At 71.3% G+C, this 21,962-nt stretch carries 19 protein-coding genes and 1 tRNA gene; 11 read left to right on the top strand and 9 right to left on the bottom strand.

Going from position 1 to position 21,962, the window contains the following annotated elements:
* Positions 1–61: 61 nt before the first annotated feature.
* Positions 62–982, bottom strand: a complete 921-nt coding sequence (locus IE198_RS06665) for a protein kinase family protein (RefSeq protein WP_189883641.1) — start codon at positions 980–982, stop codon at positions 62–64.
* 345 nt (positions 983–1,327) lie between these two features.
* A tRNA-Cys gene (locus tag IE198_RS06660) sits at positions 1,328–1,399 on the bottom strand.
* A 169-nt stretch (positions 1,400–1,568) separates the two neighbouring features.
* On the opposite strand from IE198_RS06660, the gene IE198_RS06655 reads away from it, so the two are divergent.
* The 5 genes from IE198_RS06655 to IE198_RS06635 all read left to right on the top strand — a co-directional run bounded on the left by IE198_RS06655 (position 1,569) and on the right by IE198_RS06635 (position 7,350).
* Positions 1,569–3,035, top strand: a complete 1,467-nt coding sequence (locus IE198_RS06655) for an MFS transporter (protein ID WP_189883639.1) — start codon at positions 1,569–1,571, stop codon at positions 3,033–3,035.
* A gap of 31 nt (positions 3,036–3,066) precedes the next feature.
* A complete protein-coding gene (locus IE198_RS06650; protein WP_189883637.1) occupies positions 3,067–3,363 on the top strand; it encodes a hypothetical protein in 297 nt (98 codons plus the stop codon).
* 177 nt (positions 3,364–3,540) lie between these two features.
* A complete protein-coding gene (locus IE198_RS06645) occupies positions 3,541–5,325 on the top strand; it encodes a DEAD/DEAH box helicase (protein WP_189883635.1) in 1,785 nt (594 codons plus the stop codon).
* Positions 5,326–5,595: 270 nt separating this feature from the next.
* Complete coding sequence (locus IE198_RS06640; RefSeq protein WP_100107359.1) at positions 5,596–6,237, top strand: IclR family transcriptional regulator; 642 nt, start codon at positions 5,596–5,598, stop codon at positions 6,235–6,237.
* 324 nt (positions 6,238–6,561) lie between these two features.
* A complete protein-coding gene (locus IE198_RS06635) occupies positions 6,562–7,350 on the top strand; it encodes a YlbL family protein (RefSeq protein WP_189883633.1) in 789 nt (262 codons plus the stop codon).
* Here the strand turns inward: IE198_RS06635 and IE198_RS06630 are convergent.
* Together IE198_RS06630 and IE198_RS06625 are read right to left on the bottom strand one after the other, a co-directional pair.
* Positions 7,289–8,029, bottom strand: coding sequence for an MFS transporter (locus tag IE198_RS06630; RefSeq protein WP_308426792.1), 741 nt, complete (start codon positions 8,027–8,029; stop codon positions 7,289–7,291). The genes IE198_RS06635 and IE198_RS06630 overlap by 62 nt on opposite strands.
* 38 nt (positions 8,030–8,067) lie before the next feature.
* On the bottom strand, positions 8,068–8,547 hold the full coding sequence (locus IE198_RS06625; RefSeq protein ID WP_100107354.1) for an Lrp/AsnC family transcriptional regulator: 480 nt from the start codon (positions 8,545–8,547) through the stop codon (positions 8,068–8,070).
* A gap of 121 nt (positions 8,548–8,668) precedes the next feature.
* Here IE198_RS06625 and hppD point away from each other — a divergent pair, with 121 nt between their 5' ends.
* Positions 8,669–9,814: a 4-hydroxyphenylpyruvate dioxygenase gene (gene hppD / locus IE198_RS06620; protein WP_189883631.1), complete on the top strand. Its 1,146-nt coding sequence runs from the start codon at positions 8,669–8,671 to the stop codon at positions 9,812–9,814.
* Positions 9,815–9,905: 91 nt separating this feature from the next.
* Here hppD and IE198_RS06615 read toward each other — a convergent pair whose 3' ends face one another.
* Positions 9,906–11,585, bottom strand: coding sequence for a tetratricopeptide repeat protein (locus IE198_RS06615; protein WP_189883629.1), 1,680 nt, complete (start codon positions 11,583–11,585; stop codon positions 9,906–9,908).
* A 109-nt stretch (positions 11,586–11,694) separates the two neighbouring features.
* Here IE198_RS06615 and IE198_RS06610 point away from each other — a divergent pair, with 109 nt between their 5' ends.
* Positions 11,695–13,062, top strand: a complete 1,368-nt coding sequence (locus IE198_RS06610) for an FAD-binding oxidoreductase (RefSeq protein ID WP_189883627.1) — start codon at positions 11,695–11,697, stop codon at positions 13,060–13,062.
* A 33-nt stretch (positions 13,063–13,095) separates the two neighbouring features.
* On the opposite strand, the gene IE198_RS06605 is transcribed toward IE198_RS06610, so the two are convergent.
* Positions 13,096–13,566 (bottom strand): SsgA family sporulation/cell division regulator, encoded by a 471-nt coding sequence (locus IE198_RS06605; RefSeq protein WP_189883625.1) that lies wholly within the window; start codon positions 13,564–13,566, stop codon positions 13,096–13,098.
* A 225-nt stretch (positions 13,567–13,791) separates the two neighbouring features.
* Here IE198_RS06605 and IE198_RS06600 point away from each other — a divergent pair, with 225 nt between their 5' ends.
* Positions 13,792–15,324 carry an RDD family protein gene (locus tag IE198_RS06600; protein ID WP_189883623.1) on the top strand — a complete coding sequence of 511 codons (1,533 nt, stop codon included), beginning with the start codon at positions 13,792–13,794 and terminating at the stop codon, positions 15,322–15,324.
* A gap of 85 nt (positions 15,325–15,409) precedes the next feature.
* Positions 15,410–16,147: an RDD family protein gene (locus tag IE198_RS06595; protein ID WP_189883621.1), complete on the top strand. Its 738-nt coding sequence runs from the start codon at positions 15,410–15,412 to the stop codon at positions 16,145–16,147.
* On the opposite strand, the gene IE198_RS06590 is transcribed toward IE198_RS06595, so the two are convergent.
* Positions 16,133–16,438, bottom strand: a complete 306-nt coding sequence (locus IE198_RS06590; protein WP_189883619.1) for a hypothetical protein — start codon at positions 16,436–16,438, stop codon at positions 16,133–16,135. The genes IE198_RS06595 and IE198_RS06590 overlap by 15 nt on opposite strands.
* A 374-nt stretch (positions 16,439–16,812) precedes the next feature.
* Between IE198_RS06590 and IE198_RS06585 the strand changes: the two genes are divergently transcribed.
* Positions 16,813–19,227 (top strand): immune inhibitor A domain-containing protein, encoded by a 2,415-nt coding sequence (locus tag IE198_RS06585; RefSeq protein ID WP_189883617.1) that lies wholly within the window; start codon positions 16,813–16,815, stop codon positions 19,225–19,227.
* A 122-nt stretch (positions 19,228–19,349) separates the two neighbouring features.
* Positions 19,350–19,658, top strand: coding sequence for a hypothetical protein (locus IE198_RS06580; protein WP_189883614.1), 309 nt, complete (start codon positions 19,350–19,352; stop codon positions 19,656–19,658).
* Positions 19,659–19,861: 203 nt separating this feature from the next.
* Here IE198_RS06580 and IE198_RS06575 read toward each other — a convergent pair whose 3' ends face one another.
* Complete coding sequence (locus IE198_RS06575) at positions 19,862–20,446, bottom strand: nicotinamidase (protein ID WP_189883612.1); 585 nt, start codon at positions 20,444–20,446, stop codon at positions 19,862–19,864.
* 184 nt (positions 20,447–20,630) lie between these two features.
* Entirely contained in the window at positions 20,631–21,959 is a 1,329-nt protein-coding gene (locus IE198_RS06570; RefSeq protein ID WP_189883610.1) for a nicotinate phosphoribosyltransferase, read from the bottom strand.
* Positions 21,960–21,962: the final 3 nt, after the last annotated feature.

Raw genomic sequence — 21,962 nt, 5'->3', positions numbered from 1 at the left:
AGCAGGGTGAACGAGCCGATCGTGACGGGATCGTCGTGGGTCAGTGGGGACAACATCAGCCTCAGACTCCCGACGTCTGCGGGGGGTGGACTTCGGCGGCCAGGACCTCCGACGACTGCCGGGCGATGGCAGCCGCCACCCGGCCGGGCAGCCAGCCCGGCCCCAGGAGGGAGCCGGCCGAGTCCAGGGCCGTCGACGTGGGGGCGGCGGAGGACGGGGGCAGCGCGAGCAGCAACTCGGAGGCCGTCGGACGGGCCGCCGCGTCGCGGGTCAGGCAGCGTGAGATCAAGGGGCGCAGCGACTCCGGGAGTTCGGCGCTGTCGGGGACCGTGTGGCCGGTGGCCGCGTACGCCAGGACGGCGCCCAGCCCGTGGATGTCGCCCGGCGGGCGAGGCCGGCCGCCTGCTGCGGCCTCGGGGGCGAGACTCCCCGGTTCCAGTCCGGCGAGACCGGTGCGTGCCTCGCCGTCCGGGGCCGCGGCGCGTGCCGCGCCGAAACACGTCAACCGCGGTCCGTTCCAGGCCAGCAGTACGGCGGCGGGGGAGAGACCCGCGTGGGTGATGCCGGCGGCGTGCGCACCGGCGAGGGTTTCGGCGAGGGCCGTGCCCACTGCTCGTACGGTGTGCTCGGGCAGCGGTCCGCCGTGCACGGCCAGGGCGACCGGCAGTGGCAGTACGGGCAGATAGGGCGCGGCGTACCACGGCGACTGTGATGTCGGCGACAGTTCGGCGACGGGCAGCGTCCACGGGCCGAGGAGCCGGCGGGCGGCATCCGCCTCGACGAGGAAGCGCCCGGGGTCGGCTCCCTCGAGGGGCGCGCTGATGAGGACCGTGCGTTCACCGTCGGTGCTGCGAGCGATGAAGCGGCGTTCGGGGACCGGCGGGTAGCCGTGGCCGGTCGGGTCGAGCCGGGTGATGAGCTGGTACGGGCCGATGCGGCGCGGCCCGCCCTGTCGTGGGCGCTCCGTGTGCGCTCGTTCCATCTGCGAAATCCCCCTAGGCATGACAACGCCACAGGAGCCTACCGGCGCGTCGACCGGACCCTGGTGGACGGTCCGCGCAGCTCCGGTCGGTTCAACCCAAATGCCGTTCCCTGCAAGCCTTCTCGGCGCCGCTGCGGTGTTCGCATCGGTCAAGCAGGCGCCCAAGGGCAAGGACGTCCCCGACAAGCCATGAGGAAGGGGGGCAGCTGAGGCAGATGGCACGGGCGAACGCACTGCGCGGCGGGCGTGGATGCCACGGGCCGGCGCCGCGTACGTACGCGTGACGGCCGCCCCCTCGATGTGAGGAGGTGGCCGTCGTCGGGGCCGGAAGCGACTGCCCTGCGGAGGCCGTGACCGGATTCGAACCGGTGTAACTCGAGTTGCAGTCGAGCCCCTGAGCCACTCGGGCACACGGCCGTGCGTTCCAACTCCTCGACCGTAGGCGGCCCGTGCGGCGCCCTCAAGAGCTCGGCCCCGGCTGCAACGCGACTGCCATACGCCGTTCATGTTCGTACGGCGGAGGGACCAGTTCTGCCCCGCCTGACGACAGGGCTCATCTAGCCGCTTGCCCCTTACTCTTGAGGCCATGACCGCCCTCGAACCGCGTGACACCGAGGTCACGCCGCGCACCGACGCTGCCCAGGCGCCCGACGACCAGCAGGGCGGGGTCCTCGGACGTGACCTGCGGGCACTCAGCATCGGCATCGTCTCCGTCGTCTTCCTGATCGCCTTCGAGGCCACCGCCGTCGGTACGGCCATGCCGGTGGCCGCCCGCGAGCTGCACGGCATTCCCCTCTACGCCTTCGCCTTCTCCGCGTACTTCACCACCAGCCTCTTCGGCATGGTCGTCTCCGGGCAGTGGGCGGACCGAAGCGGACCGCTGGGCGCGCTCGCGGGCGGCATGAGCGCGTTCGCCGCGGGGCTGGTGCTGTCGGGGACCGCGGGCGCCATGTGGGTGTTCGTGCTCGGCCGGGCCGTTCAGGGGCTCGGCGGCGGGCTGGTCATCGTCGCGCTGTACGTCGTCGTCAGCCGCGCCTATCCGCAGCGGCTGCAACCCGCGATCATGGCGGCGTTCGCGGCGAGCTGGGTCATCCCCTCCGTGGTCGGGCCGCTCGCCGCCGGCACCGTCACAGAACAGCTCGGCTGGCGCTGGGTGTTCATCGGCATCCCCGCGTTGGTCGTGCTGCCGCTGGGACTCGCGCTGCCCGCCATCCGCCGTACGGCCTCCGGGCCCGCCGCCCCCGCCGCGCCAGTGCCACCCTTCGACCGGCGCCGCATCCGGCTGGCCCTCGGCATCTCGCTCGGCGCGGCTCTCCTCCAGTACGCGGGACAGGACCTCGGCCGGCTCTCGCTCCTGCCCGCGGCCGTCGGCGCGGCGCTGCTCGTGCCGTCCGCGCTCGGCCTGCTGCCGCGCGGGACGTACCGGGCGGCCCGCGGACTGCCGTCCGTCGTCCTGCTGCGCGGCATCGCCGCCGGATCCTTCATCGCGGCCGAGTCCTTCGTGCCGCTGATGCTGGTCACCCAGCGCGGGCTCTCCCCGACCATGGCGGGCCTTTCGCTGGCGGTCGGCGGCGGGACCTGGGCACTGGGCTCGTACGTGCAGTCCCGGCCGCGGACCGAGCCCTACCGTGAACGGCTGGTCGTCCTCGGCATGCTGCTGGTCGCGGCGGCGATCGTGACCGCGCCGAGCGTACTGATCGAGGCGGTGCCCGTCTGGATCGTCGCAGTCGCCTGGGGCTTCGGCTGCTTCGGTATGGGACTGGTCATCGGCTCGACCAGCGTGCTGCTGCTGAAGCTGTCCGCGCCGGAGGAGGCGGGCGCGAACTCGGCCGCGCTGCAGATCTCCGACGCCCTGTCGAACGTGCTGCTCCTCGCGGCCGGCGGCGCGGCGTTCGCCGCACTGGGCGGCGGCGCGGGCGGCGGGGGCCACGCGGTGGCCGACGGGGTGTCGGGCTCGCAGCCCGTCGCGTTCGCGGCCGTGTTCCTGCCGATGGCAGCGGTGGCGCTGGTGGGGGCGTGGGTGGCGACGCGGCTGCGGGTGAAATCTGGGTGAAGCACCTCGTACCAGGCCCATAGGCAGTGCCATGACCCAGCACGATTACGTCGTCCGGCTCACCGACCCCGAGCACCACGCGCTCCAGGACCTCGCGGACGCGCAGGAGACGACTCCCGAGGCGCTGCTGCGCGAGGCCGCGCGGCATTTCCTGGACGCCGAGGGCGAGCTCGTGCGTACCGTGGCCGCCCGCTTCACGGCGGACCACGCCGAACTGGTCGCCCTCGCGCGGGCCGACCGGGACCGGGCGTACGACCTGGTGGTCCCGGTCGCGGCCGGGCAGATCGCGGATCCCGCTGTGATCGGCAGGGAACTGCGCGCGTTGTGACCCCGGTCGCATACCGTGCGGCCCGGCCCGGTCGGTCCCTGGCGGCGCTCGGGCCACCGGTAGGGTGGCCCGGTTGTCGTATCTGACGATGCCCGTCGCCGCCGAGAGCCCACCCGTCACCCGCCGCCGCCCTGCCCGACGCGCTGCGCGCGGCCCCTCAACATCAAACCGGAGACCGTGACTACTACCGCCTCCCACCACCTCTCACCCGCCTTTCCCGGCCGCGCCCCCTGGGGCACCGCCAACAAGCTGCGTGCCTGGCAGCAGGGCGCGATGGACAGGTACGTCCAGGAACAGCCGCGTGACTTCCTCGCCGTAGCCACCCCCGGCGCCGGCAAGACGACCTTCGCGCTCACCCTCGCCTCCTGGCTGCTGCACCACCACGTCGTGCAGCAGGTGACCGTCGTCGCGCCGACCGAGCACCTGAAGAAGCAGTGGGCGGCCGCGGCGGCGCGGATAGGCATCAAGCTGGACCCGGAGTACAGCGCGGGACCGCTGAGCAAGGAGTACCACGGAGTCGCGGTCACCTACGCCGGTGTCGGCGTACGCCCCATGCTGCACCGCAACCGCTGCGAGCAGCGCAAGACCCTCGTCATCCTCGACGAGATCCACCACGCCGGTGACTCCAAGTCCTGGGGCGAGGCGTGCCTCGAGGCGTTCGAGCCGGCGACCCGCCGGCTCGCCCTCACCGGTACCCCCTTCCGCTCGGACACCAACCCGATCCCCTTCGTCACGTACGAGGAAGGCGCCGACGGCATCCGCCGCTCCGCCGCCGACTACACCTACGGCTACGGGAACGCCCTCCGCGACGGCGTCGTCCGGCCAGTGATTTTCCTCTCCTACAGCGGCAACATGCGCTGGCGCACCAAAGCCGGCGACGAGGTCGCGGCACGTCTCGGCGAGCCGATGACCAAGGACGCGATCTCGCAGGCCTGGCGCACCGCGCTCGACCCCCGCGGCGACTGGATGCCGAACGTGCTGCGCGCCGCAGACCAGCGGCTGACCGAGGTGCGAAAGGGCATCCCGGACGCGGGCGGCCTCGTCATCGCCTCCGACCAGGACTCCGCCCGCGCCTACGCCAAACTGATCCGGGAGATCACCGGCAGCAAGGCGACCGTGGTCCTCTCCGACGAGGCGGCCGCGTCCAAGCGCATCGAGGAGTTCAGCGAGGACGGCTCCCGCTGGATGGTCGCGGTCCGCATGGTGTCCGAAGGCGTCGACGTACCCCGCCTGGCCGTTGGCGTGTACGCGACGACGATCTCGACGCCGTTGTTCTTCGCGCAGGCCGTGGGCCGTTTCGTACGGTCCCGCCGGCGCGGCGAGACCGCGTCCGTGTTCCTGCCCACGATCCCGGGGCTGCTCGGTTTCGCCTCCGAGATGGAGGTCGAGCGCGACCACGCCCTCGACAAGCCGAAGAAGGACGGCGACGAGGACCCGTACGCCGAGTCCGAGAAGGAGATGGCCGAGGCCGAGAAGCAGCAGGACGAGGACACCGGCGAGCAGGACATGCTGCCCTTCGAAGCCCTCGAGTCCGACGCCGTCTTCGACCGTGTCCTCTACGACGGCGCCGAGTTCGGCATGCAGGCGCACCCCGGCAGCGAGGAGGAGCAGGACTACCTCGGCATCCCCGGGCTGCTCGAACCGGACCAGGTGCAGTTGCTGCTCCAGAAGCGGCAGGCACGCCAGATCGCGCACAGCCGCAAGAAGCCCGACGAGGAGGCCGACCTCCTGGAGCTGCCGGCCGAACGGCGCCCGGTCGTCTCCCACAAGGAACTGCTGGAGCTGCGCAAGCAGCTGAACACCATGGTCGGCGCGTACGTTCACCAGAGCGGCAAACCGCACGGCGTCATCCACACCGAACTCCGCCGGGTGTGCGGCGGGCCGCCGAGCGCAGAGGCGACGGCGGGCCAGATCCGGGAGCGGATCAAGAAGGTCCAGGAATGGGCCACGCGCATGCGCTGACAACGCCGTAGCGTGTTGCGGGAGTGTCACGAACAGGGAGCGACGACCCGTCGTCGGCCGCCGGGCGCCCGGATTCTGGACGAGGGCTTCCGCTGAGCGGTGCCGGTCGCTACTGTCCCCGCAATACAAACGCCCCGTGGCAGCGCCGCCGCGGAGCGCAGTCGGTGTGCTATGGCCTGCCGGCGGCCTCTGGGTGCGTCGCCGATGGGACCGGTGCCGCGGCAACCCCTTCGGAGGACCGCCGTCACTCACTCCGAAGGAGAGGGCGTCGTGACCGCGGAAACCTCCCAGACGCTCGACCGAGGACTGCGTGTCCTCAAACTGCTCGCCGATACCGATCACGGGCTGACCGTCACCGAGTTGTCCAACAAACTCGGCGTCAACCGCACCGTCGTCTATCGTCTGCTCGCCACGCTCGAGCAGCACGCCCTCGTCCGCCGCGACCTCGGTGGCCGGGCCAGGGTCGGCCTCGGCGTGCTGCGCCTCGGCCGCCAGGTCCACCCGCTGGTGAGGGAGGCGGCGATGCCCGCGCTGCGCTCGCTCGCGGAGGACATAGGTGCGACCGCGCACCTCACTCTCGTCGACGGGGCGGAGGCCCTTGCCGTCGCCGTCGTCGAGCCGACATGGACGGACTACCACGTCGCGTACCGGGCCGGCTTCCGCCACCCGTTGGACCGGGGCGCGGCCGGCAAGGCGATCCTGGCAGCCCGCCAGACCCAGACCACCGAGCCCGGCTACACCCTCACCCACGGCGAACTCGAAGCGGGCGCGAGCGGCGCGGCGGCGGCGCTGGTGGGGGTGACGGGCCTGGAGGGGAGCGTCGGCGTGGTGATGCTCGCCGACTCGGTCCCCGAACGGGTCGGCCCCCGCGTCGTCGACGCGGCCCGCGAGGTCGCGGACGCGCTGCGCTGACGGGCCCTTGGGCGGGCGGCGCACCGGGTTCGTGCTTCGGGGCGTCGCCGGGCCTTGGGCGGGCGGCGGACCGGTTCACGTTTGTGGCTGCGCCGGGCCTTTGGGCGGGCGGCGGACCGGGTTCGTGCTTCGGGCTGCGCCGGCTGCGTGCGCGTATCGCCGTGCGGCGGGTCCGTGCTTCCGGGCGTCGCCGGGCCCGTCGGTGGAACCCGCCCCGGGGCGCAACGCCCCCGGCCCGGCCACGGCCCGCACCGGCGCTTGCACCCCGGGGCCGCGGCCCGACCGGCCCGGCCGGGACCGGCCCCGGCCGGATACATTGGCGCCGTGCTCTCCAGTCTCACGCGCCCCCGCGCCCTCGCCGTCTGCGCCCTGCCCGTACTCGCGCTGTTCGCCGTCGCCGGGCTCGCCCCGTTGCCGTTCGTCGTCGCCCAGCCCGGGATGACCGCGGACGTGCTCGGGGAGCACCAGGGGACGCAGGTGATCACGATCTCGGGTGCGCCGAACCGCAAGACCGAGGGGGAGCTGCGGATGACGACGATCGTGGCGACCGGGCCCGCGGCCGACGTGGACCTCGGTGACGTGGCGGACGGATGGTTCCGTACCGACCGTGCCGTACTGCCGCGCGACGCCGTCTACCCGGCGGGCAAGTCGGAGAAGGAGATCGAGCGGCACAACGTCGAGGACATGGAGGAGTCGCAGGACGTCGCGACCCGCGCGGCCCTCTCCTACGTCGGCGAGGATCCGGCCGAAGTGAAGGTCTCGCTGGACCTCGCAGACGTGGGCGGGCCCAGTGCCGGCCTGCTGTTCTCCCTCGGCATCATCGACAAGCTGGAGGGCGACGGCTCCGGCGGCGACCTCACCGGCGGCCGCAGCATCGCGGGCACGGGGACGATCAGTGCCGACGGGAAGGTCGGCGCTGTCGGCGGGGTGTCGTTGAAGACGCAGGCCGCCCGCCGTGACGGGGCGACCGTCTTCCTGGTGCCGAAGGACGAGTGCTCCGACGCCCAGGCCGAACTGCCCGAGGGCATGCGCCTGATCCCCGTTACGACGCTCAAGGGCGCGGTGGAGTCGCTGCGTTCGCTGGAGAAGGGCGGGAAGGTCCCGAGCTGCTGACGCCCGGGACGCCGTCGCCCACAACGGGCCCGTCCATCTCGCGCCAGCACGGGAACACCGCCGGTGCGAGCGTCGTCAGGAAGTACAGCGCGCCCAGCGTGAGCAGCGCCGCCGCCAGGCCCGCCTGTTCGACGAGATAGCCGGCCGCCAGGCCGCCCAGCGGCGTGGTCATCAGCACGCCGGCCGTGGTGGCACTCGTGACACGGCTGCGCAGCTGTTCCGGTACCCGCTCGTACATCACCGTGGTCAGGATCGGGTTGAGCATTCCGGCGGCCAGCCCGCCCGCCGCCATTGTGACGGCCAGCGGCACCGTGCCGTCCGCGACCGCGGCCACGACGAACCGCGGCAGCCCGCAGATCAGGAACGCGACGGTGAAGAGCACCCGCCGCCGGAAGCGGTGCCCGACCGCTGCGTACAGCAGGGCGCCGAGCAGCGCGCAGCCGCCGAAGACGGCGGCCAGCAGGCCGAGGTCCCGTGCGCCGCCCAGGTTCTCCTTGGCGTGTACGGGCAGCAGGACGGAACTCCAGCCCTGGTCCAGGCCGTTGGTGACCATCACCATCAGGACGACGCCCAGCAGGAGCCGTGCGTGCAGCAGGAACGCGTGGCCCTCGCGCAGCTCGCCGCGGTACGCGGCGAAGGACACCGGTGCCGAGGCCCGTCGAGGTTCGGCCGCGTTCACCCGCCGCAGCCCGAGGGAGATCAGCTTTGCAAGTCGCCTCAGGAGTCGCGGGAGTCCTCCGCCGCCTGCTCCACCAGCGGGATGATCCGCAGCGGTACCGGGTTCTCCATCACGATCGCGGTGGATGCCCGCACGATCCCCTCGAAGCCGACCACCCGGTCGATCACCCGCTGAAGATCGGCGTTGGAGCGGGCGACCAGCCGGCAGAGCATGTCCCCGTGTCCCGTGGTGGTGTGCAGTTCGAGCACCTCGGGGACGGTCGCCAGATGCGCCCGCACATCGGCGCCCTGCCCCTGCTTGATCTCCAGCGTGGCGAACGCCGTCACCGGATAGCCGAGCGCCGCCGGATCGACGTCCGGCCCGAAACCCCGGATGACCCCCTGCGACTGCAGGCGGTCCATGCGTGCCTGCACCGTCCCGCGCGCCACCCCCAGGCGGCGCGACGCCTCCAGTACGCCGATCCTCGGCTCACGTGCCAGCAGCACGATGAGCCGCCCGTCCAGATGATCGATCGCCATGGCGCCCTCCCGATGGTCATCCTGTACACAACGTCCGGCGAATGCGGACCTCTACTGGGCAGATTGCCCAGCTGAACTACAAACTATTGCGCACCTTGTGGATCGGCGGGAGCCTTCCCGTATGACTGAGACCATCGATCACACCCCCCACACCGCGCGGCAGGCCGACCCCTTCCCGGTGAAGGGAATGGACGCGGTCGTCTTCGCCGTCGGCAACGCCAAGCAGGCCGCCCACTACTACTCCACGGCCTTCGGCATGAAGCTCGTCGCCTACTCCGGACCGGAGAACGGCAGCCGCGAGACCGCGAGTTACGTCCTCACCAACGGCGCCGCCCGCTTCGTCCTCACCTCCGTGATCAAGGCGTCCACCGACTGGGGCCGTTTCCTCGCCGACCACGTCGCCGCCCACGGTGACGGCGTCGTCGACCTGGCCATCGAGGTGCCCGACGCGCGCAAGGCGTACGCATACGCGGTCGAGCACGGCGCTACCGGCATCGCCGAGCCGTACGAGCTCAAGGACGAGCACGGCACTGTCGTGATGGCCTCCATCGCCACCTACGGCAGGACCCGCCACACCCTCGTCGAGCGCAGCGGCTACGACGGCCCCTACCTGCCCGGCTTCGTCGCCGCCGGCCCGATCGTCGAGCCGCCGGCCAAGCGCACCTTCCAGGCCATCGACCACTGCGTGGGCAACGTCGAACTCGGCAGGATGAACGAGTGGGTCGGCTTCTACAACAAGGTCATGGGCTTCACCAACATGAAGGAGTTCGTGGGCGACGACATCGCCACCGAGTACTCCGCCCTCATGTCGAAGGTGGTCGCCGACGGCACCCTCAAGGTGAAGTTCCCGATCAACGAGCCGGCGATCGCGAAGAAGAAGTCGCAGATCGACGAGTACCTCGAGTTCTACGGCGGCGCCGGCGTCCAGCACATCGCGCTCGCCACGAACGACATCGTCGCCACCGTCCGCTCCATGCGCGCCGCGGGCGTCAGGTTCCTCGACACCCCCGACTCGTACTACGACACCCTCGGCGAGTGGGCCGGCGATACCCGGGTGCCGGTCGAGACGCTGCGCGAGCTGAAGATCCTCGTCGATCGCGACGAGGACGGCTACCTGCTGCAGATCTTCACCAAGCCGGTCCAGGACCGCCCCACGGTCTTCTTCGAGATGATCGAGCGGCACGGTTCGATGGGCTTCGGCAAGGGCAACTTCAAGGCGCTCTTCGAGGCGATCGAGCGCGAGCAGGAGAAGCGCGGGAACCTCTGACGCGCCGCCCCTGCCACCGCCGCGGCCCCACGGACCTGACCCGTGGGGCCGCGGCGTCGTGCACCACCTGTTCACGATCGCGGGCGGCCGGTCAGCCGGCCGTGTTCACCGCCGACGCCGGGGCCGCCGGGCGCTGAACCGGCCGCAGCTCGGGGGTGGGTGTCGCCGCGGCCGGCGCAGGCGATGCCACGGTGCTCACCGAGGCCGAGGGAGGCGCAGGCGCCGAAGGCGCCCCGAGGGACGCGGAAGCGGTGGCCCACTGCGAAGGAGACTCGGCCCACTGCGAAGGTGACTCGGACCAAGGCGAAGCAGACTCGGACCACGGCGAAGCAGACTCCGACTCCGACGGCGTCTCCGAAGGCGACGGCAGCGGCTCGATCAGCTCCGGCCCGTCCCCCGTCAAGTCGGCAGGCCCACCCTCCGGCGGCTCGCCGAGCGACTCCCGCGCCTCCCGCGCGAGCGGCGCCAGCAGCGGGGAGAAGTACGGGTTCGTCCGCAGCGCTTCGTCGATGTGACGCCGCGCGGGACCGTAGTCGCCGAGCGCGCGCTCGATCTCGCCGAGGTGGTAGGAGAACAGCGCGCTGCGCAGCCCCTGGCCGTTCGCGAGCTTCGCGAACGGCAGCGCGTCCTCCACCCGGTCCGCCTTGTACAGGGCCCACCCCATCGCGTCCGCGACCTGCACGCTGCGGTGGCCGCGCCGCCATTCGCCCTGGAGCCGGCGTACCGCGGCGGCAGGGTCCCCGTGGTCGGACTCGTAGCGGGCCAGCACCAGGTCGCCGTCGACGCCGTGCTCGCCGGCGCGGGTCACCTGCTCCCGCACGAGCCGATACTGCGTGGCGGCGTCCCCGTTCAGCCCCAGCGAGTCGTACAGCTCGCCGTACTCCAGCGCGTACTCGGGCAGCGGCGCCTTCGCCAGCGCGGCCCGGTAGTCGGTCAGCGCCTCGTCGGTGCGGTCCAGCGCCACCAGCGCACGCGCCCGGCCGGCCAGTGACCGGTGGTTCTCGGGCACGGCCTTCAGTGCCTTGGTGTAGTGCTCCACGGCTTCTTCGGGCTCACCACGCTCCCAGGCCAGTTCGCCCTCGCGGTGCAGGGCGACGGCCTTCTCCACGGGAGTGCGGGAGTTCGCGGTCGCGCCGTACGCCAGGGCCGCCGCGTCCTCGCGCCAGCCCTTGTTCCAGTAGACCCGCGCCTCCCGGCCCTGCACCTGCGGTCCGCTCTGCAGTTCCAGCAGCTTGTCCATGGCCTTGCCGGCCGCTCCGTACTCGCCGAGCCCGTTGTACGCGTCGATCAGTGCCGGATACACGGCCGAGCGCTCCGGCTCGTGCTTCCTGGCAAGCTCGGCGTAACCGCGCGCCCCGGCGTAGTCGTGCCGGGCGTTGGCCAGTTCCGCCATTCCCACGAGCGCGTCGACGTTGCCCTCGGCGGCCGGCATCTCGATCATCGACCGCTTCAGCGCGCGCTCCGCCTTGGAGTATTGGGCCGTGTCCCCGAGCCGGTCGCCGCGCTCCACGTACGCGGAGCCCAGCACCGCCCACGACTCCTGGTCACCCGGATGGTCCCGCAGGAAGCGCTCCCGGTCGCGGATCAATGCCTCCAGATCGGCGAGCGAGGCCGGCGCGCCGGTGTCGGCGGCGGTCATCGCCCTCGCCACGGGGCCGGGGGCGGGCGGCGGTGCGTCCCCCCAACCGGGCGCGAGCACGATCACCCCGGTGACCAGTGTCGCGCCGACCAGCGTGCTGACAGCGGCGTTCTTCAGGGTTTCGCTCTTCATGGCGCTCACTGTGCGGCAGCACACAGCCAATACGAAGAACACACTCTGACCCGTCGAGCGGAACGCAGACGGGTTCACACCGATGGCCCCCGGTGCGACGCTTGGGATCATGGACGATCTCCTCGAGCGGCTGCGCGCCGGTCTGCCCGCCGAAGCCCTCCTCACCGACCCCGACGTCACCGCGTCGTACGGCAACGACATGGCGAGCTTCTGCGCGGCGGGCAATCCCGCCGTCGTGGTGCTGCCGCGCACCGTCGAGCAGGTGCAGCACGTGATGCGCACCGCCACGGAACTACGGGTGCCGGTCGTGCCGCAGGGCGCCCGTACGGGCCTGTCGGGCGCTGCCAACGCGTCCGACGACTGCATCGTGCTGTCGCTGACCAAGATGAACCGGATCCTGGAGATCAGTCCGGTCGACCGGATCGCCGTCGTCGAGCCGGGCGTCGTCAACGCGGTGCTGTCGCGCGCCGTGGGCGAGCACGGTCTGTACTACCCGCCGGACCCCTCCAGCTGGGAGATGTGCACGATCGGCGGCAACATCGGCACCGCGTCCGGCGGCCTGTGCTGCGTCAAGTACGGGGTGACGGCAGAGTACGTCCTCGGCCTGAAGGTCGTCCTCGCCGACGGGCGGCTGCTGAACACCGGCCGCCGCACCGCCAAGGGGGTCGCCGGATACGACCTGACCCGCCTCTTCGTCGGCTCGGAGGGCAGCCTCGGCATCGTTGTCGAGGCGGTCCTGGCGCTACGGCCGCAGCCGCCGGCCCAGCTGGTGCTGGCCGCCGAGTTCCCTTCGGCGGCCACGGCCTGCGACGCCGTATGCGCGATCATGGAACGCGGCCACACCCCCTCGCTGCTGGAGATCATGGACCGCACCACGGTCCGCGCGGTCAACAAACTGGCCAACATGGGTCTGCCCGAGACGACGGAGGCCCTTCTCCTCGCCGCCTTCGACACGCCCGATCCCGCGGCCGACCTGGCCGCCGTCGGCGCGCTGTGCGCGGCTGCGGGTGCGAGCGAGGTGGTCCCCGCGGACACCGCCGCCGAGTCCGAACTGCTGCTCCAGGCCCGCCGGATGTCGCTGACGGCCCTGGAGACCGTCAAGTCGGCGACGATGATCGACGACGTCTGCGTACCGCGCTCGAAGCTCGGCGCGATGATCGACGGCACGGCCGCGATCGCGCAGAAGTACGACCTGACCATCGGAGTCTGCGCCCATGCCGGTGACGGCAACACCCACCCCGTCGTCTGCTTCGACCACCTCGACCCCGACGAGTCGCGGCGTGCCCGCGAGTCGTTCGACGAGATCATGGCGCTCGGACTGGAGCTGGGCGGCACCATCACCGGCGAACACGGCGTCGGCGTGCTGAAGAAGGAATGGCTGGCGCGCGAACTCGGACCGGTCAGTCTCGAGTTGCAGCGCGGCATCAAGCAGACCTTCGACCCCCTCGGCATCCTCAACCCGGGCAAGCTCTTCTGACGCGTCCCGGGCAGGTTCCGCCGGTCCCGCGGCTCAGGCATCGCCGTCCTGCGGGTCGCCGGAGGTGCCGTGTGCACGCATCTCGTCCGCTCCGGCCGGGGCCAGCAGCTCGGCCAGGGCCGCGTCGATCCCCAGCGCCGACGACTCGGAGCCGGGCGGTACGACCCGCAGCGTCTGCTCCAGCCAGGCCGACACCCCCTGGGACGACGCCTCCAGCAACGCTTCCCCATCGGGTGAATTCAGTGCCACGAGGATGACGCCTTGTCCCTCGCTCCTCGACGGCCGGACCCGTACGTCTCCGGTGCCGGACGGTCGGAACACCCCTTCGATCAGCAGCTCGCGGGCGAACGTCCAGCTGACGGGGTGGTCCGAGCCGACGTGGAAGACGATGTGCACCGCATAGGGGTCGTCGGTCCGGTAGGACAGCAGGGCCGGTACGGGGACGGTGCGCTCCGGCGACAGCACCAGCTGCATTTCCAGCTCGCGTTCCACCACGGTCTGCATGGGTCTCTTCCCTCCTGTAGTCCTGCTGCGTCGGCCCGGTGAGCGGGCCTCACGGAAAGAGAGCGCCCTCCATCACCGGTATTACGCGATTTCCGGCGGTAACTTTCCGTGACCATGGAGTGACCGGAAGGAAGTCGTTACGGCAGGACCGGCCCAGCGGTGTGCGCGGGTCTGATAGATGTGGTGCCTTGAATTGAGGCCTCGAAGAGATACGGGACCACGGTGATGAGCGCCCCCACCCCGGCAACCGGCGACGGCAGCCCCACGCCCGGCTACTACCCGGACCCGTCCATTCCCGGATACGTCCGGTACTGGAACGGTGCGGCATGGGTGCCCGGTACGAGCAGGCCCGCCCCGAAGGAGGGCGAAGCCATGCCCACGCCGCCCCCGTCGGCGGCCCCCTCCGCACCTGCCGCGGCGGCCCCCGCACCGCCCGCCCCCTCCGTGGAGGAGACCGGGCCGGTGTTCCTCGACGAGGAGCCGTCCAACGAGCCGTCGCGCCCCGAACCGGCCACCGCTTGGCAGGCCGATGTCTCACGTCAGGCCGGCTTCGGCGGCGACCTCGACAACCGGGTCTCGTGGGGCGGCGACCCCCGTGGCGCCGATCGGCCGGCGGCTTTCGACGCACCCGCCGATCCGCGCCGCCCGGCCGGGCCCGCCTCGCCCGCCGACCCGACCGGCGGCAAGCTGCCCGGCGTACGCTCCGTGGGCCCGCAGACCGGACCCGCTGCCGACGAGGTCCCCGGCGAGGTCCGCCCGGTGAGCACGTCCTCGGCGGGCGAGCCGCCGGCCGACGGCACCGTCGCCATCCGTGCGGTGCGCCCCGGCAAGGGGCCGGGTTCCTCCGGCGTGGCGGAGGAACCGCCCGCCCGCCCTACGCCGGTGCCGCGCCAGCCGGCTGAGAACACCGTCACCATCCGGGCCCAGCGCCCAGGACAGCCCGACGGCACGATGACGATCCGTCCGGTCGGCAACACCGGTGAGGCGGCCGCCGGGCGGCAGGGCCCGCAGCCCGCCGCATCCCACACGTCCCCCGCCCCCCAGGCCCCGGTGAACCCGGCCCCGGCACAGGCTGCTCAGCAAGCGCCGGCCCAGCCCCAGGTGCCCGCACAGTCCCAGCCGCCGGTGACCAGCAGCGCGGGTGGCGGCGCGGCCTCCTGGGCACAGCAGGTGCACCAGCTCGCCCAGACCCCCGGCACCGGCCCGGGCGAGCCCGTCCTTCCGTGGAAGCCCCCCGTCAACGACCCGTTCCTGGCCGCCGCCCAGGCCCAGGCCGCCGCCCGGCCCGCCGGACTCGGCAAGCGGCTGGCCGCCCGTCTGATCGACACGGTGCTGCTCGGCGCGCTCGTCGGCGCCGTGGCCGTCCCGGTCCTCGCACAGACCCGCGCCCACATCGACGACAAGATCGAAGCGGCGAAGCTCACCGGCGAGACGGTGACGGTGTGGCTGCTCGACGGCACCACCGCGGGCCACCTCGGCATCGTCCTCGGCGCCCTGCTCGTGCTCGGCGTGCTGTACGAGTCGCTGCCGACCGCAAAGTGGGGCCGGACGCTCGGCAAGAAGCTCTGCGGTGTGAAGGTGCTGGACATCGAGACCCATGAGCCGCCGGTGTTCGGCGCCGCGCTGCGCCGCTGGCTCCTCTACAGCGTGCTCGGCGTCCTCGTCGTCGGTGTGCTCAATGTGCTCTGGTGCCTGTTCGACCGCCCCTGGCGGCAGTGCTGGCACGACAAGGCCGCGCACACGTTCGTGACCGGCTGACCCGTCGCCGTACGGCCCGTGCAGCGGTTCCCCCGAACGCGCGCGAGCCGTTGCGGGGCTCATGGGGCCGGGATGCACTGCCCCCATGAGCAACGACCAGCCGCCGCACGGGCCGCCCGACGACGACCCGTTCCGAAAGAAGCCGCAGGAACCGCAGGAACCGACGGGTCCCGGCGAGTCGACCCCGCCCCCCGCGGACGGCCCCCCTGCAGGCGGCGGTTCGCCCTACGGCTCTCCGTACGGCGGGGAGGGCGGGCCGTACGGTGCGGGCGGTGGTGGTCAGCCGCCGCCGTACGACGGGGGTGCCTACGGAGGCGGCCCGTACGGGGCGGCCGACCCGCTCGCGGGCATGCCGCCGCTCGCCCCGTTCGGCAAACGGGTGCTGGCCAGGATCATCGACATGATCATCGTCTTTGTGCCGCTGGTGCTCATCTCGTTTGCCTTCGGCGGCGTCGAGGTCACCTATGGCGGCGACGACTGGGACGAGGTCGCGGACCGGGTGAACTCCGGCCGCCAGTGGCTGTGGTCGCTGATCACCCTGGTCGCCTACGTCGGCTACGACACGGTCATGACGGCGAAGAACAACGGGCAGACCGTCGGCAAGAAGATCATGAAGCTGCGGACCGCGATGCTCAACGACGGCCGGGTGCCGGACGTCGGCTCCTCGCTGCTCCGCGCGGCCGTGCTGTGGGTGCCCGCGCTGGTGTGCTGCTACTGCATCTGGTGGCTGGTCATCGTCATCACGGTGCTCACCGACAAGCCGTACCGGCAGGGCCTGCACGACAAGTCCGGCAAGACCGTGGTGGTGTCAGCGACGCAGTGAGTGCTCGCCGACCCTGGCCTCGCCCCCGGTGTGCGAACGGGGGGCGGGGACACGGGTGGTGATTCCGTCAGGGGCGGCGGAGGCGGCGGGGCCGGTGGCGGTCCCGGTCCGCCTGGTCCCGCGGCGCAGGGGCGGCCTCATGGCGACCAGGAGCCCGAGTGCCAGCGAGGCGATGCCGATCGCGGCGACCGCGATGCCGTCGGTGGTGCGGGTCAGCAGCAGGAGGGCGACGGTCGAGAAGACGACGGTGGCCGAACCATAGGCGAGCTGTGCGGCAGTCGGACGCGGCATGACGGTATCCGTCCTCGGGACAGGGGCAGGTCGGAGTCTGGACGATTCGCACTGACACAAGACTCTACGACGGTGGATGCCCGTGCGGAGCCGGCAGTAAGCGTGACCTAACCCACGGTGCCGGTGCATGGGGGGCGCATTGGTTCATTCGCTCGGTCAAGTGGCCAGAACTCTGCGCCTCTTGTCCTGATTCACCATCGTCCGGATAGCGGAACCCTGCTCCTGCATAGTGCAGTTGGTCTGTGCAAGTCAAGGTCTGTCTTTTCTTCCTCAACTCCGGTCGAATGTCGTCACTTGAGACGCGATACCGCGCGCGCGGACGACCCCACAACCGGTCCGCAGCGGCGACGGGACGCGGGGGAGGACACCATCAAGTGACCAGCAAGCGAAGGACGTTCAGAGCGTCCGCGGTGCTCGTGGCCCTTGCCGCGACGACTGCGACGGCTTCTGCGTTCACCAGCGCGCAGGCCGACGGCCAGAAGTCGTCGGACCCTGCGGGCATCGAGCGGCACGACCCGGCACCGCACAAGGGCCATGTCGAGCACGACCTCGAGGGTCCGTTCAGCAAACAGCAGGAGCAGCAGCGCCAGGCCGCCCTCGAGCAGCTCATAGCCGGGGATGCCACCGTACAGAAGCGTGGCGGCTCCAAGGTCGTCAAGCTCGACGACAAGAAGTATGTCGAGCTCGCCCGGGAGAAGACCGACAAGATCTTCACCATCCTCGTGGAGTTCGGCGACAAGGTCGACGACACGACGATGTTCGACCCGGACGGCGCCGGCCCCAAGCCGCCGGTCAAGAAGTTCGGCGGCACGCCCGGCCCGCTGCACAACCGGATCGCCGAGCCCGACCGGTCGAACGACAACTCGACCGCCTGGCAGGCGGACTACGACCAGGAGCACTTCCAGGACCTGTACTTCGGCACCGGCAAGGACAAGGACGGGCAGCCGAAGCACTCCCTGAAGACCTACTACGAGAAGACCTCCTCCGGCCGCTACTCGGTCGACGGCACGGTCTCCGACTGGGTCAAGGTCGAGTACAACGAGGCCCGCTACGGCTCCAACTACTGCGGCCAGTCCAACTGCGCCAACGCCTGGGACGCCGTACGCGACGGCGTGAACGCCTGGGCCGCCGACCAGAAGGCCAAGGGCAGGTCCGACGCCGAGATCAAGGCGACGCTCGCCGAGTACGACAAGTGGGACCGGTACGACCACGACGGCGACGGCAACTTCAACGAGACCGACGGCTACATCGACCACTTCCAGTTCGTCCACGCCGGTGAGGACGAGTCGGCCGGCGGCGGCGTCCAGGGCCCGAACGCCCTGTGGGCCCACCGCTGGTACGCCTACGGAACCGACGCCGGCAGGTCCGGCCCGGCGAACAACAAGGCCGGTGGCACCCAGATCGGCAACACCGGCATCTGGGTCGGCGACTACACCGTGCAGCCCGAGAACGGCGGCCTCGGGGTCTTCGCCCACGAGTACGGCCACGACCTCGGTCTGCCGGACCACTACGACACCTCCGGCGGCGGCGAGAACTCGACCGGCTACTGGACCCTGATGTCGGCCGGCTCCTGGCTGGGCACCGGCAAGGAGTCCATCGGCGACCTCCCGGGCGACATGACCGCCTGGGACAAGCTGCAGCTCGGCTGGCTCAACTACGAGACGGCCAAGGCGGCGACGAAGTCCACCCATACCCTGGGTGTGTCGGCGTACAACACGAAGAAGCCGCAGGCGCTCGTCGTCGAACTGCCGAAGAAGGCCGTCACCACCAGTGTCGTGAAGCCCGCCGAGGGCTCCCAGCAGTGGTGGAGCGACATGGGTGACGACCTCAAGAACACCCTGTCCCGCACGGTCGACCTCACCGGCAGGTCCACGGCTTCGCTGGAGCTCGACGGCTGGTGGGACATCGAGGCCGACTACGACTACCTCTACACCGAGGTGTCGACGGACGGCGGCGCCAACTGGACGCCGCTGGACGGCACGGCGGACGGCAAGGCGATCACCCGCGACTCGAGCGACAAGCCGGCTCTGACCGGTCCCTCCGAGGGCCACAAGAAGCTCGCCTACTCGCTGGACGCCTACGCGGGCAAGAAGGTCGACGTCCGCTTCCGCTACCAGACGGACGGCGGCGTGGCCGGCAAGGGCTTCACGGCCGACGCCATCACCGTCAAGGCCGACGGCGCGCCGGTCTTCTCCGACAACGCCGAGGGCGACGTCGAGGGCTGGACCGCGAAGGGCTTCAACCGCATCGGTGAGTCCTTCACACTCGAGTACGAGCAGTACTACATCGCCGAGAACCGCCAGTACGTGTCGTACGACAAGACGCTGAAGGCCGGTCCGTACAACTTCGGCTTCAAGGCGCCCAGGGACAACTGGGTCGAGCACTACCCCTACCAGAACGGTCTGCTGATCTGGCAGTGGGACACCGCGCAGAAGGACAACAACACCAGCGCCCACCACGGTGAGGGTCTGGTCCTGCCGATCGACGCCCACGCCAAGCCGATGAAGTGGTCGGACGGCACGGTGCTCCGCAACAAGATCCAGACGTTCGACTCGACGTTCAGCCGCTACCGCACGGACAGCTTCTGGCTGCACAACGCGGACAAGCCGCACTGGATCGCCTCGCAGCGAGGCAACGCGGTCTTCGACGACCGCAACGGCGTCTACTGGTACGCCGAGAACCCGACGGGCAGCGTCAAGGTAACTGACACCAACACCAAGATCTCGATCGTCAAGGAGCCGCGCAGCGGCCAGACGATCACGGTCAAGGTTGGCCCGTCGACCAATTAATCCGTAATATCGCAGGTCAGAGCATGATCGGCCGTCGCCCTCTAGCGGGCGGCGGCCGATCGTGTTTAGGTGCGTCTGACCAGGTTCTTATTGACAGTGAGCTCACGGGGGAGTGGTTCCGCATGCCCGGCGGAGGTTATTGCAAGCTGCCCAACGGCAGCGTGGTCGTCGCGCTCAACCTGCCGAGCCCGGCCGGCCGCGACGGCACACTCCGCTTTCTGGTCCATGCGGCGAACCGCGCGAGGGCGTTGACGCGGCTGCGCAATCTGGGGCTCAGAGCGGTGTATCTACGGGGGAACGCGGCGCCGCCGACGCCGGACGAGATCACAGCGGTGCTGCACCACCCCGACGGTCTGCTGTGGCGCCCCGACCAGGACGCCACGCGGGAACTCTGGGCCCCGGCCCGCGCGCTCCTCCGCCGCCCGGTGTGACCGACCGCGTGGGCGGGGCGGGCGCCACCGGCATTCGAGCGGAGGGGCAGGCCCCGCCGGCGCTCAGCAGCCCCGTGGAACGGGTCCGGGCGGGGGCCCGGTTCCGGAAAGGGCGGGTGGGGCAAACGGCCCAGCGCGGCGGCCCCCACCGGCGCGGCCCGGTACGGGCGTGGACGCTCCCTGGCGCGCGCAGCGACCGCGCGTCAGAGCACCGGCTTGCCGCTCAGCTCGACCCCGGCCTCCCGCAACCGCTCCAGCGCCCTCGCCGTCGTCTCCTCCGAGACCCCCGCCGTGAGGTCGAGGAGCACCTGCGTGGTGAAGCCCTCGCGCGCCGCGTCCAGCGCCGTCGCCCGCACGCAGTGGTCGGTCGCGATGCCGACCACGTCCACCTCGGTGACCTCATGCGCCCGCAGCCACTGCGCGAGCGTCGAGCCGTTCTCGTCCGTGCCCTCGAAGCCGCTGTACGCCGCCGCGTACGCGCCCTTGTCGAAGACCGCGGAGATCGCGCCGGAGGCGACGGCCGGCGCGAAGTTCGGGTGGAAGCCGACGCCCTCCGTGCCGGCCACGCAGTGCGGCGGCCAGGAGTCGACGAAGTCGGGGTTGTCGGAGAAGTGGCTTCCGGGTTCGACGTGGTGGTCACGGGTGGCGACCACATAGCGGTAGCCCGGCTGGGCCTGGCCGATCAGCTCGGTGATGGCGGCCGCGACGTCGGCACCTCCCGTCACCGCAAGGCTGCCGCCCTCGCAGAAGTCGTTCTGAACGTCCACGACGATCAAGGCGCGGTGCATGACGGGCTTCCTTCGGTGGGATACGGGAGACGGAAAGAGGCGGACGGTCGGGTCAAGGACCTGCAGAACTACTGAGCGTAGACACTCACCACGCCGTAGGGGAGGGGGCGGCGGCCCGCAGGGGCCTGCGGCGTTCACGTGCCCGATCGTGGACACTTCATGCGCCCCGCGGGCACCGGCAGTATCACGCGTACTCGGTGGGGATCACCGGTTCGCCGCGCGAGAGCTGTATCGCCGACATCGGAAGCCCGGCCCGCGCCGCGATGTGCCGGTCGCGGGCCGCGTCCAGCGGCTCGCGGGCGACGACCTCCCCGCCCTTGACGAGCTCCACCAGCAGCTGCTGCCCGGCGAGCTCCGGCGGTACCTCGCCGACGCCCACGACCTCGGCCTCCGCGACCCCGTCCGCGTCCCGGCGGCGCGCCGCCCACTTGCGGCCGCCGATCGACATCTTGCCGCCCAGCGACTTCTTGGCCACCGGCTGCAGCGGTGCGGAGGGATCGGCGGACCGGGCGCGCGCGACGAGCTTGTAGACCATCGAGCAGGTGGGGTGGCCGCTGCCGGTGACCAGCTGGGTGCCGACCCCATAGGCGTCGACAGGTGCGGCCGCCAGCGACGCGATCGCGTACTCGTCGAGGTCGGAGGTGACCACGATCTTGGTGTCGACCGCGCCGAGCTCGTCCAGCTGCTGGCGTACCCGGTGCGCCACGAGCAGCAGGTCGCCGGAGTCGATGCGTACGGCCCCGAGTTCCGGGCCGGCGATGTCGACGGCCGTACGGACGGCCTCGGCCACGTCGTACGTGTCGACCAGCAGTGTCGTGCCCCGCCCCAACGAGTCGACCTGGGCCTGGAAGGCGCCGCGCTCGCTGTCGTGCAGCAGGGTGAAGGCGTGTGCACTGGTGCCGACGGTGGGGATGGCGTAGCGGAAGCCGGCCGCCAGGTCGGACGTGGAGTCGAAGCCGCCGACGTAGGCGGCGCGCGCCGAGGCGACTGCGGACAGCTCGTGGGTGCGGCGCGCGCCCATCTCGATGAGCCGGCGCCCGCGCGCGGCCGTCGACATCCGCGAGGCGGCGGCGGCGATCGCGGAGTCGTGGTTGAGGATGGACAGGATCACCGTCTCGAGCAGCACGCATTCGGCGAAGGAACCCTCGACCCGGACGATCGGTGAGCCGGGGAAGTACACCTCGCCCTCGGGGTAGCCCCAGATGCTGCCGCGGAAGCGGTAGCCGGCGAGCCACTCGAGCGTGGGCTCGTCGACGATGCGTGCCTCCCGCAGGAAGCCGAGGACGCCGGGGTCGAAGCGGAAGTTCTCGACGGCGTCCAGCACTCGGCCGGTGCCGGCCACCACGCCGTAGCGCCGGCCCTCGGGCAGGCGTCGGGTGAAGACCTCGAAGACGGAACGCCGCTCGGCCGTGCCGGCCTTCAGCGCCGCCTGAAGCATCGTGAACTCGTACTGGTCGGTGAAGAGCGCGGTCGACGGCACGTCCACCGGCAGCCCAAGGTCTGCAGTGTTCATGAC

The sequence above is a fragment of the Streptomyces xantholiticus genome (assembly GCF_014651015.1).
GTDB lineage: Bacteria > Actinomycetota > Actinomycetes > Streptomycetales > Streptomycetaceae > Streptomyces > Streptomyces xantholiticus.
Note: the sequence above shows the minus strand (reverse complement) of the source record. Positions and strands in the feature narration are given on the sequence as shown.

What these genes read in the sequence shown, in the direction of transcription:
- IE198_RS06665 (WP_189883641.1), bottom strand. Translation starts at nt 982, where the DNA reads ATGGAACGAGCGCACACGGAGCGCCCACGACAGGGCGGGCCGCGCCGC.
- IE198_RS06655 (WP_189883639.1), top strand. Translation starts at nt 1,569, where the DNA reads ATGACCGCCCTCGAACCGCGTGACACCGAGGTCACGCCGCGCACCGAC.
- IE198_RS06650 (WP_189883637.1), top strand. Translation starts at nt 3,067, where the DNA reads ATGACCCAGCACGATTACGTCGTCCGGCTCACCGACCCCGAGCACCAC.
- IE198_RS06625 (WP_100107354.1), bottom strand. Translation starts at nt 8,547, where the DNA reads ATGGCGATCGATCATCTGGACGGGCGGCTCATCGTGCTGCTGGCACGT.
- hppD (WP_189883631.1), top strand. Translation starts at nt 8,669, where the DNA reads ATGACTGAGACCATCGATCACACCCCCCACACCGCGCGGCAGGCCGAC.
- IE198_RS06615 (WP_189883629.1), bottom strand. Translation starts at nt 11,585, where the DNA reads ATGAAGAGCGAAACCCTGAAGAACGCCGCTGTCAGCACGCTGGTCGGC.
- IE198_RS06610 (WP_189883627.1), top strand. Translation starts at nt 11,695, where the DNA reads ATGGACGATCTCCTCGAGCGGCTGCGCGCCGGTCTGCCCGCCGAAGCC.
- IE198_RS06605 (WP_189883625.1), bottom strand. Translation starts at nt 13,566, where the DNA reads ATGCAGACCGTGGTGGAACGCGAGCTGGAAATGCAGCTGGTGCTGTCG.
- IE198_RS06600 (WP_189883623.1), top strand. Translation starts at nt 13,792, where the DNA reads ATGAGCGCCCCCACCCCGGCAACCGGCGACGGCAGCCCCACGCCCGGC.
- IE198_RS06595 (WP_189883621.1), top strand. Translation starts at nt 15,410, where the DNA reads ATGAGCAACGACCAGCCGCCGCACGGGCCGCCCGACGACGACCCGTTC.
- IE198_RS06590 (WP_189883619.1), bottom strand. Translation starts at nt 16,438, where the DNA reads ATGCCGCGTCCGACTGCCGCACAGCTCGCCTATGGTTCGGCCACCGTC.
- IE198_RS06580 (WP_189883614.1), top strand. Translation starts at nt 19,350, where the DNA reads ATGCCCGGCGGAGGTTATTGCAAGCTGCCCAACGGCAGCGTGGTCGTC.
- IE198_RS06575 (WP_189883612.1), bottom strand. Translation starts at nt 20,446, where the DNA reads ATGCACCGCGCCTTGATCGTCGTGGACGTTCAGAACGACTTCTGCGAG.
- IE198_RS06570 (WP_189883610.1), bottom strand. Translation starts at nt 21,959, where the DNA reads ATGAACACTGCAGACCTTGGGCTGCCGGTGGACGTGCCGTCGACCGCG.